The sequence below is a fragment of the Arthrobacter sp. Dra40 genome, from assembly GCF_059091905.1.
In genome coordinates this window covers 1-10,006 of sequence record NZ_JBNHHB010000186.1, presented here as the reverse complement: position 1 = coordinate 10,006, position 10,006 = coordinate 1, and the positions used below count along the sequence as shown (strand labels likewise).

Sequence of the window (10,006 nt, the reverse complement as noted above, 5' to 3'; positions counted from 1 at the left end):
ACGCCTGGCGCCCGGCGCACATCCACTTCTCGCTGTTCGGCACCGACTTCACCCAGCGCATGATCACCCAGATGTACTTCCCGGGCGACCCGCTGTTTCCGCTGGATCCGATCTACCAGTCGATCACCGACCAAAAGGCCCGCAACCGGCTGGTCGCCACCTATGACCACTCGGTAACCAGCCACGAATGGAACACCGGCTACCGCTGGGACATCGTCCTGTCCGGCAGCAACCGCACATGGATGGAAGAAGGCGAGGAGCACTGATGAGCGAGTCCACCACCAAACTGGTTCCCACCCCGGGCCAGACCATCGGCCCGTTCTACGGCTTCGCGCTGCCCTATGAAAAGGACAGCCAGCTGGTCCACCGCGCGTACCCCGGGTCCATCCGGCTGCACGGCGTGGTGACCGACGGCAACGGGGCGCCGATCCCTGACTCCCTGCTGGAAATCTGGCAGGCCGACGAGCACGGCCGGATTTCCCGCGAGACCGGTTCGCTGGTCCGCGATGACCACACCTTCACCGGCTTCGGCCGCGTGGCCGTGGACAATGTGGGCCACTACACCTTCACCACGGTCAACCCGGGTGCCACGGAACCCGGCAAGGCCCCGTTCATTTCGCTGGTGGTCTTCGCGCGCGGCCTGCTGAACCGGCTGTTCACCCGCATCTACCTGCCTGAGGACACCGAGGCACTGGCCAGCGACCCGCTGCTGTCCTCGCTGCCGGAAGACCGCCGGAACACCCTGATTGCCGAGCGCGAACCGAACGGCGACCTTCGGTTCGACATCCGGCTGCAGGGTGACGGCGAAACCGTCTTCCTGACCTACCCGGGAATCTAGGGACGCATGAATCCAGCGGACCACGCTGATTTCGGGCTGCTGTCTCCGGCTACGGCCGGGACAGCAGCGTCCCGTTTAACCAGCGACTACCAATTCATCCAGGCCATGCTTGACGTGGAACTCGAATGGACGCGCGTGCTGGCCGACGCCGGCAGGGTCCCGGCGGACGCCGTTGAAGCTGTCGAACAGGCCTCACACGCTGACCTCTACAACGCCGCCGCACTGGCGGAGCGCGCGCAGGGCGGCGGCAACCCGGTCATCCCGCTGCTGGCCGATCTGCGCGCGGAGGCCAAAAAGCGCCACACGGGCGCGGCCTCGGCGATCCACAAGGGCGCCACCAGCCAGGACATTCTGGACAGCGCCCTGATGCTGATGGCGCGCCGCACGGTTGCCGCAATCACCACCGACCTGAAGTCGGCCACTGCCGCCCTGGCCCGGCTCGCGGACGAACACCGCGGCACCATCACGGTGGCCCGCACGCTGACCCAGCACTCGCTGCCGTCAACGTTCGGGCTCAAGGCCGCCAACTGGCTCTCCGGGGTGGCCCAGGCCGGGGTGCGGCTGGAGCAGGTGGCCGGCGGGCTGCCGCTGCAGTGGGGCGGCGCGGCCGGCACCATGGCTGCGCTCACCGACCTGGCCCACCAGCCCGACCCGGCCGCGGCGGACGGACCTGCAGAAACCAACGACGGCGGTGCGCTGGGCTTGGCAGCCCGCCTCGCCGAACGGCTGGGGCTGGCTGATCCGGTGGCACCGTGGCAGACCAACCGGCTGCCGGTCACCTCGCTGGCCGCGGCATTGGCCGACGTCCTGGCTGCCGCCGGAAAGGTTGCCAACGACGTACTGTTGCTCAGCCGGCCGGAATTCGGCGAGCTAGCGGAGCCCGCCGCCGACGGCCGCGGCGGCTCCTCGGCCATGCCGCAAAAGCAGAATCCGGTGTTGTCCGTGCTGATCCGCAGCGCCGCACTGGCCGGTCCGGGGCATCTGGCCCAGGTCCAGGCTGCCGCTGCGGGGGCCATTGATGAGCGGCCGGACGGTTCCTGGCATGTGGAGTGGCAGGCGTTGCGCCAGCTCCTCCGGCTGGCCGGCGGGGCAGCAGCCAAGCTGGCCGAACTCTCCGACGGGCTGGTGGTCCGTCCGGAACGGATGCGCCGGAATCTGGAACTCACCGGCGAGCTGGTGGTCAGCGAACGCATCATGGCCACCGTGGCGCCGATGCTGGACGGGGGCACCCCCGGCGCCGGCAAATCCAAAGTCCAAAACCTGGTCAACCAGTCGCTCGCCGGCCAAGGCACGTTGGCGCAGCTGCTGCGCGAAGCGGTGCCCGCCCACATGCTGCCCGACACCGCGCTGGACGAACTGCTGGATCCGGCCGGGTACACCGGCCAGAGCAGCGGACTGATCGACCGGATCACTTCCTACTACGCAGAATGGAGCCATTCGTGACCGTTCCCGAAATCATCCCCACCTTGCTGTCCGAGGGCAAAGGCAAGCCCGTGCTGCTGGCGGGCGCCGGCCTGGGAACCGGAGCCAAGTCACTCTGGATCGACGCCGTGGCCCACCTGCAGGACTTCCACGTCGTGGGCGTCGACCTGCCCGGCCACGGGGCCAGCCCGGCCTCCACCGAGCCGTTCACCATGGCAGAACTGGCCCAAGGCGTGATGGCCATGCTGGACAAACTGCGTCAGGCGGGCGATATCGACGCCGAGGCCTCGGTGTACTTCGCGGGTGTCTCAATGGCCGGTGAACTGGCACTGCAGCTGGGCCTGGACTACCCGGACCGCTTCGGGGGCCTGGGCGTGGTGTGCTCCGGCGCCAAGATCGGTGAGCCGGCCGCGTGGCTGGAGCGGGCCGAAACCGTGCGCAGTTCAGGCACGCCCACCATGGTGACCGGCTCGGCACAGCGCTGGTTCGCACCGGGCTTCATCGAGAAGCATGCCGAGCGCACCACCCGCCTGCTGCACACCCTGCAAAACGCCGACCGCTTCGCCTACGCCCACTGCTGCGAGGCGCTGGCCGGCTTCGACGTCCGCGAACGGCTGGAGGAGATCGCCACCCCGGTGATCGCCATCGCCGGGGGAGTGGACCAGGTCTGCCCGCCGGAGTTCGCCGACGCAGTGGCGAACGGCGTGCAGAAGGGGCGGTCCGCCGTCGTCGAGGGTGTGGCCCACCAAGCGCCCGCCGAGGCGCCCGAGGAAACCGCGGCCCTGCTGCGGGACTTCTTCCTGGCTGTCTGAACCGCAGCCGGACCGATTACTGAAACAACCCAAGGAGTACCCGCCGTGAGCGAAAACCGCACCTACGATCCTGCCAAGACACAGCAGGAGGTGTACGACGACGGCATGGCCGTGCGTCGTCAGGTCCTGGGCGATGCCCACGTGGACCGCGCCAACAGTTCGATCGACGAGTTCACGCAGGACTTCCAGGAACTGATCACCCGCTACGCGTGGGGCACCATCTGGACCCGGGACGGACTGCCGCGCACCACGCGCAGCGCCATCACCCTGACCGCCATGATCGCCAGGGGCCACTGGGAGGAATTCGCCATGCATGTCCGTGCGGCTCTGACCAACGGGATGACCCGTGACGAAATCAAGGAGGTCGTGCTGCAGTCGGCCATCTACTGCGGCGTGCCGGACGCGAACGTGGCGTTCAAGGTCGCCAAGGGCGTCTTTGCCAGCCTTGACGAGGATCACAGCGCCTCGATATAGTTCATATAACGTACAAGCGTTCGTGAAGCGAACACTCCCGGGGTAGAAGCGGAGGTTTGCGGACCCCCGGCGGGATCCGCGAAGGCAACCCGGGAGGGTCCTGCGCGGATCCCCTTTCATGGAGCGGTCCGGTCCGGCCACAGCGCTGGCCCGGACCGTTTTGCTGTAACACCGAGCGCACGCCAGACGTGCGCCACGAAGGAGCTTCGAATGAACCAGGCATATCTGTTTGACGCCGTCCGCACGCCCTTTGGCAAGTTCGGCGGTGCGCTGGCCGGTGTCCGCCCGGACGATCTGGCGGCCGAAGTCGTCAAAGCAGAAATTTCCCGGGCCCCCGGCCTGGACCCGGAGCGCATCGACGAAGTGATCTTCGGCAACGCCAACGGCGCCGGCGAAGAGAACCGGAACGTCGCGCGCATGGCCACGCTGCTGGCCGGCCTGCCGACCTCCATCCCCGGCACCACCGTGAACCGTCTGTGCGGCTCCAGCCTGGACGCCGCGATCATTGCCTCCCGGCAGATCAATGCCGGCGAAGGCGACCTGGTGCTGATCGGCGGCGTCGAGTCCATGAGCCGTGCGCCCTGGGTGCTGCCGAAGACCGAAAAGCCCTACCCGGCCGGGGACATGACCCTGGCATCGACCACGCTGGGTTGGCGCCTGGTGAACAAGAAGATGCCGCAGGAGTGGACAGTGTCCTTGGGCGAGGCCACCGAACAACTGCGCGAGCGTCACGGCATCACCCGCGAGCGGCAGGACGAGTTCGCGGCTGCGTCGCACCGCCTGGCCGACGAGGCCTGGAACGCGGGCAAGTACGACTCGATGGTGGTGCAGGTTCCGGGAACCGACCTGGCCCGCGACGAGTCCATCCGGCCCACCAGCACCGCGGAGGTCCTGGCCGGGCTCAAGACCGTCTTCCGCCCGGTGGCCGATGGCCCCGAGGGCGGCACCGTCACTGCCGGCAATGCTTCTCCGCTGAACGACGGCGCCTCCGCGGCGTGGCTGGGCAGCGAGGCCGCCGCCGGGCTGCTGGGGACCCAGCCGCTGGCCCGCATCGCCGGCCGGGGCGCATCCGCCCTGGAGCCGCAGTTCTTCGGCTTCGCGCCGGTGGAAGCCGCCAACCAGGCCGTCAAACGGGCGAGCATCAGCTGGTCGGATGTCGCCGCCGTCGAGCTCAACGAGGCGTTCGCGGCGCAGTCGCTGGCGTGCATCGACAACTGGGACATCGATCCGACCATCGTGAACGCCTGGGGCGGAGCCGTGGCCATCGGCCACCCGCTGGGCGCCTCGGGCATCCGCATCCTGGGCACGCTGGCCCGCCGCCTGCAGGAATCGGGCGAGCGCTGGGGCGTGGCCGCCATCTGCATCGGGGTGGGCCAAGGCCTCGCCGTCGTGCTGGAAAACGTCAACTCAACCAAGAACTAAGGAGGTAAGCGAGTGGCTACATTCGCTGCTACTGCCCAGGACGCCGTCGCCGGCATCCAGGACGGCGCCACGGTGTTGATCGGCGGGTTCGGCAACGCCGGACAGCCGATGGAACTGATCGACGCACTGATGGACTGCGGTGCCACCGACCTGACCGTGGTGAACAACAACGCCGGGCAGGCCGACGCCGGATTGGCGCTGCTGATCAAGGAACGCCGGGTCAAGAAGATCATCTGCTCCTTCCCCCGCCAGTCGGATTCCTGGCACTTCGACACCGCGTACCGCGCCGGCGAGATCGAACTGGAGCTGGTGCCCCAAGGCAACCTGGCCGAACGTATCCGCGCTGCCGGCGCCGGCATTGGCGGCTTCTTCACGCCCACCGGTTACGGCACCATGCTGGCCGAAGGCAAGGAAACCCGCATGATCGACGGCAAGGGCTACGTGCTTGAGACCCCGATTCACGGCGACGTGGCACTGATCAAGGCGCTGACCTCCGATCGGAAGGGCAACCTGGTCTACCGCAAGACCGCCCGCAACTTCGGACCCATCATGGCTGCCGCCGCCAAGAAGAGCATCGTCCAGGTCTCCGGCATTGTGGAGACCGGCCAGTTGGATCCGGAGGTCATCGTGACGCCGGGAATCTACGTGGACACCGTCGTCGAAATCGCGCCGCAGGCCGCAGAAGGAGAGAGGTAAACCCGTGAGCGAGAAACTCAGCCGCGAAGACCTGGCCAAACTGGTGGCCCGGGACATCCAGGCCGGCTCCTTCGTCAACCTGGGCATTGGCCAGCCGACGTCGGTGTCGAACTACCTCACCGCCGAGCAGGACATCACGCTGCATACCGAAAACGGCATGCTGGGCATGGGTCCGGAGGCACACGGCGAGGAGATCGATCAGGACCTGATCAATGCGGGCAAGGTCCCGGTCACCGAGGTGCCGGGGGCGTCCTACTTCCACCACGCCGACTCCTTCGCGATGATGCGCGGCGGCCATCTGGACGTCTGCGTGCTCGGCGCGTTCCAGGTCTCTGCCACCGGCGACCTGGCGAACTGGCACACCGGCGCACCCGACGCCATCCCCGCCGTCGGCGGTGCCATGGATTTGGCGACCGGTGCCAAGGATGTCTACGTGATGATGTCCCTGTTCACCAAGGACGGCAAGCCGAAGCTGGTTCCGGAGTGCACCTACCCGCTCACCGGCGTGGGCTGCGTCACCCGCGTATACACTAATGACGCGGTCTTCCTGATTACCGAGGAAGGCGTGCGCGTGCGCGAGACGTTCGGGACCACGCTTGAAGAACTGCAGTCCAAGATGGACGTCAAGCTGCTCCCGCCCACCGAGTAATTGCCGTAAGGAACCATGACCGAGACCAAAACGCCGGGCGACCAGTTCGTCCAGTCGCTGGCCCGCGGATTGACCGTGATCAGGGCTTTCGACGCCGACCACGTCACCATGACGCTCAGCGAGGTCTCCAAGAGAACGGGCCTGACCCGCGCTACGGCGCGGCGGTTCCTGCACACCCTGGTCGACCTGGGGTATGTGCGCACCGACGGCCGCGTTTTCGAACTCACCGCTCTGGTGCTCCAGCTGGGGTATTCCTACCTTGCCGGGCAGAGTCTGCCCCAGCTGGTGCAGCCATTGCTGGAAGAGTTGTCCGCGGAGCTGCACGAATCGACCTCCGCGTCCATCCTCGACGGGCACGAGATCGTCTACATCGCCCGCATCCACACCCGGCGGATCATGACCGTGGGCATCATGGTCGGCACCCGCTTCCCCGCTTATGCCACCTCGATGGGCCGCGTGCTGCTGGCCGGCCTGCCCGCGGACCAACTGGAGGACTACCTGGCCTCCGCTGAGCTGAAGCCGCTGACCTCACGCACGATCGCCGACCCCGACCAGCTGCGCGCCGAACTGGACGCCGTGCGGTCGCAGGGGTGGGCCTTGGTGGACCAGGAGCTGGAAATCGGGCTGCGGTCCGTGGCCGTGCCGGTCTTTCACCCCGATGGCTCGGTGGTCGCGGCGCTGAACATGTCCATGCAGGCATCGCTCGCCGATGGCACCCGGGACGTGGAGACAGTGGTGGCGGAGACTGTGCCCAAGCTCCACGCCGTCTCTGCCACCATCACCGACGCCCTGCGTGCCCAACAGTAGGCCACGACCTTAAACTTGCACCCGCCGCTCGCGGGTTTCAAGCGAACAGGCACCGCACGAATCGAGTTCCCCAGGGAGGACCGCGCACATGGGAGGACGCAGAACCGCGGGGTGGCTTCGGGCTGCCTCCGGCATAGCGGGCGAGGTGCTCGTGACCCTGGGGGGCATTGTCCTCCTCTACGTCGTCTGGCAGCTGTGGTGGACCAACCTCGACGCCCAGGCTGCACAGCAGGGCGCCGTCACAGCCTTGTCCCGCCAATTCGCAGCTCCGGCGGAGCGGTCCGGTTCCGACGACTTCGGACTGCCGCAGGCTGAAAAGCCACCCGGGGACGGGGAGACCTTCGGCATCGTCTACATCCCGCGCTTCGGCGACGAGTTCTCCGTGCCGGTCTCCGGGGGAGTTGGTCCCGAAGTCCTCGACTCGCTGGGCCTGGGCATGTACCCGGGCACAGCGATGCCGGGGCAGACGGGGAACTTCGCGGTGGCGGGCCACCGTCAGACGTACGGGAAGGTCCTTGACAAGATCGACACGCTCCAGCCCGGGGACCGAATTCATGTGCGCACTGCCGGCGGATACTTCAGCTACGTCTTCGAGAGGTACACCATCGTGACACCGGACCGGACAGATGTGCTGCTGCCTGTCCCGGAAAAACCGGGAGCCAAACCAGCCAAACCGATGATGACGCTGACAACCTGTCATCCAAGGTTCGGCGACCAGGAGCGCTACATCGCCTACGCCGCGCTGGAATCATGGCGCCCCGCCGACGCGGGACCGCCCGATGAAATCGCTGGCCTGGTGGCCGCACAGACAGGAGCCTGAGGTGTACTCCTGGATCTTCCGCACTCTGCCCGGCCCGCTCGCCGTGCGGATTCTTCTCTCGGTGATGCTGCTGGCGGCAGCCGTCCTGGCGCTCATGGAGTTCGTTTTTCCCTGGATCAGTTCCCTCGGGCTGCTGGAAGGCGAGGCGACACTGAGCCAACAGCCGGGATGAGCCGGGGGAGAGAACCGGGCAGGACGTGACCCCTTCCCGTGGAACCCCTGCAAACCGTGCCGATTTAGCGGATGTGTCCTACATCATTTATATTTCTGCCAGGGCCGGTGGATGCCGGCCGACGCAGGGCACCGAAAGTGTCGGATCGGCGCGATACCCGTCCTGCCAGCACAGCCGGGTTGGGGACAGGACATTTACGTGACATCACGACTGCGCTCTGCACTGATCACCGGCACTGTTGCCGCCGCTCTCGCCCTCGGTACTGTTCCCGCCTACGCAGACAGCCAGGATCCGGCGGGACCGCAGGGCCCCGTCCCCGGAGGAAACTTCCCGGCGGCTGACCCGGACACGGTTGCCGCCGGGGCAGCCGCTCCGGCAGCGGACCCAACGGTCACGACCGCTTCGGCTGAAGGCGCCCCCGGCGCCGGGCCGGTTCCGGCGGAGTCGGAGGAAGCTTCGGCGGACGCCGTGATCGACGTGCTGGTCGAGACGCCCGCTGCAAATAACGGCGGTGTGGCGCCGGACGACACCGAAGGGGCCCAGGCCCCGGCCCTGTCCGGCGCGGCTGGTGAAGCAGCGGAGGGTCCGGAAGGCGGTGCGGCCGGGCCGTCACCTGCGGCATCGACAACGCAGAAAACGCCTGCTGTTCCCGTCACCGAACGGGCTGTCCCTGCAGCGGAGCCTGAGGCTTCGCCCGCACCCGTTGCTCCTCCAGCGGTAATTCCCGCCGGGGTTGAGTCGATTGTGGTGGGCGGACACACTCTGACCCACAGCGACTTCAACATCCCGGATGAGATCGCCGCCAGCGATGAGGAGACCGTCATGCGCTGGGTGGAGGACAACATCGACCTCGTGCTCGAGTCCGAGGGCATGACCTATCTGGTGGACCTGATGCTGGACTACCTTTTGGCGGGTGACCTGGACGGGCTCGCCGCCATGATCCGCGAAATGAGTGCATCCGATCCGGCAGCGGGGGAGGAACTCATCCTGTGGCTGTACGAACAGTTCGAAGGAATCGGTGAATGGCCCGGCGACGTGGGCGGGTGGCCGGTTGTTGACGAGACCGTGCAGCCGGTCGAGGAACCGGCACCGGCCGCCACTCCGGCCCGCCCGAACGTAGCTCCCGCCGGGCAGCCTGTTCCAGAAGCACCGTCGGATGTGCTGCCGGTGGCTGTCCCCGCCAGTGCCCTGGCAGAGACCGGTGCGGCCGGCACCGGTTCGCTGGCCGCCGGCGGAGCGGGACTGTTGGTGCTTGGCTCGGCCCTTATCCAGTGGCGGCGCCGCAGCGCCTGAGGGCGGCCAGCCCCGCAGTGAGGGCCTCGTTGGCGGGGACGTGACAGTGGAGTACGGTGTGGACGCCGCCACGGCGGACGGCATTGGCAAGCACGTACAGGAAGACGCTTGCCGAGCCGCTGGAGACCGCGGTGCTGCCGGCCCTGGAGCAGCGACGGGGGCGGCAGGCTGCGGCCAGGACCCTGTGTCCTCCGGGTCCGCTATTCTCTGATAGACTTTTCTTCGATTGTTTTGTGTGGCAGTGGATGAAGGCCGTTCCGTATCAAACCGGGACGGGGCCTGTTTCCGGTCCGCGGGGTTCTTGCGCGGAGAATGCCACCCTTTTGCACGCCTACGGTCGCTTCGATTCCGCAGCGGGTGCGAAGACGACCGACAGTGCCTGGCCCTGCATGTAAGGCGGGGCAAAGCCCAAGAAAAACGGAGAACACGAAAGTGCCTACGATTAACCAGCTGGTCCGCAAGGGCCGCTCACCCAAGGTCAATAAGACCAAGGCGCCCGCCCTGAAGGGCAGCCCGATGAAGCGCGGCGTTTGCACCCGCGTTTACACCACCACCCCGAAGAAGCCGAACTCCGCGCTCCGCAAGGTAGCCCGCGTCAAGC

General features: G+C 67.2%; 12 protein-coding genes and 1 pseudogene. All 13 read left to right on the top strand.

The genetic code is table 11. The features are described 5' to 3' along the window. Positions 1 to 266 (top strand): dioxygenase family protein (locus AC5RWT_RS30335; protein ID WP_494083450.1); only part of this gene is annotated, 266 nt, incomplete at its 5' end. Beyond that, positions 266 to 838, top strand: a complete 573-nt coding sequence (pcaG, locus tag AC5RWT_RS30330; RefSeq protein ID WP_494083449.1) for a protocatechuate 3,4-dioxygenase subunit alpha — start codon at positions 266 to 268, stop codon at positions 836 to 838. The genes AC5RWT_RS30335 and pcaG, both read left to right, overlap by 1 nt. Positions 839 to 844: 6 nt before the next feature. Next, on the top strand, positions 845 to 2,281 hold the full coding sequence (locus AC5RWT_RS30325; protein WP_494083448.1) for a lyase family protein: 1,437 nt from the start codon (positions 845 to 847) through the stop codon (positions 2,279 to 2,281). After that, positions 2,278 to 3,072 (top strand): alpha/beta fold hydrolase, encoded by a 795-nt coding sequence (locus AC5RWT_RS30320; RefSeq protein WP_494083447.1) that lies wholly within the window; start codon positions 2,278 to 2,280, stop codon positions 3,070 to 3,072. Before AC5RWT_RS30325 ends, AC5RWT_RS30320 begins: the two co-directional genes overlap by 4 nt. Before the next feature lie 45 nt (positions 3,073 to 3,117). Further along, the gene (gene pcaC, locus AC5RWT_RS30315; RefSeq protein ID WP_494083446.1) at positions 3,118 to 3,546 is read left to right on the top strand and encodes a 4-carboxymuconolactone decarboxylase; all 429 of its coding nucleotides are present in this window, start codon (positions 3,118 to 3,120) and stop codon (positions 3,544 to 3,546) included. Between the two features lie 210 nt (positions 3,547 to 3,756). After that, the gene (locus AC5RWT_RS30310; RefSeq protein ID WP_494083445.1) at positions 3,757 to 4,968 is read left to right on the top strand and encodes a thiolase family protein; all 1,212 of its coding nucleotides are present in this window, start codon (positions 3,757 to 3,759) and stop codon (positions 4,966 to 4,968) included. A 12-nt stretch (positions 4,969 to 4,980) separates the two neighbouring features. Then, positions 4,981 to 5,664, top strand: a complete 684-nt coding sequence (locus tag AC5RWT_RS30305) for a 3-oxoacid CoA-transferase subunit A (protein WP_493966553.1) — start codon at positions 4,981 to 4,983, stop codon at positions 5,662 to 5,664. A 4-nt stretch (positions 5,665 to 5,668) separates the two neighbouring features. Continuing rightward, positions 5,669 to 6,313, top strand: a complete 645-nt coding sequence (locus AC5RWT_RS30300; protein WP_494083444.1) for a 3-oxoacid CoA-transferase subunit B — start codon at positions 5,669 to 5,671, stop codon at positions 6,311 to 6,313. Between the two features lie 15 nt (positions 6,314 to 6,328). Beyond that, on the top strand, positions 6,329 to 7,120 hold the full coding sequence (locus AC5RWT_RS30295; protein WP_494083443.1) for an IclR family transcriptional regulator domain-containing protein: 792 nt from the start codon (positions 6,329 to 6,331) through the stop codon (positions 7,118 to 7,120). An 88-nt stretch (positions 7,121 to 7,208) separates the two neighbouring features. Next, positions 7,209 to 7,940 carry a class E sortase gene (locus AC5RWT_RS30290; RefSeq protein WP_494083442.1) on the top strand — a complete coding sequence of 244 codons (732 nt, stop codon included), beginning with the start codon at positions 7,209 to 7,211 and terminating at the stop codon, positions 7,938 to 7,940. A gap of 1 nt (position 7,941) precedes the next feature. Next, on the top strand, positions 7,942 to 8,112 hold the full coding sequence (locus tag AC5RWT_RS30285; RefSeq protein ID WP_494083441.1) for a hypothetical protein: 171 nt from the start codon (positions 7,942 to 7,944) through the stop codon (positions 8,110 to 8,112). A 198-nt stretch (positions 8,113 to 8,310) separates the two neighbouring features. Continuing rightward, on the top strand, positions 8,311 to 9,405 hold the full coding sequence (locus AC5RWT_RS30280) for an LPXTG cell wall anchor domain-containing protein (RefSeq protein WP_494083440.1): 1,095 nt from the start codon (positions 8,311 to 8,313) through the stop codon (positions 9,403 to 9,405). A gap of 432 nt (positions 9,406 to 9,837) precedes the next feature. Continuing rightward, positions 9,838 to 10,006 (top strand): annotated as a pseudogene (locus tag AC5RWT_RS30275) (30S ribosomal protein S12); the annotation flags it as partial.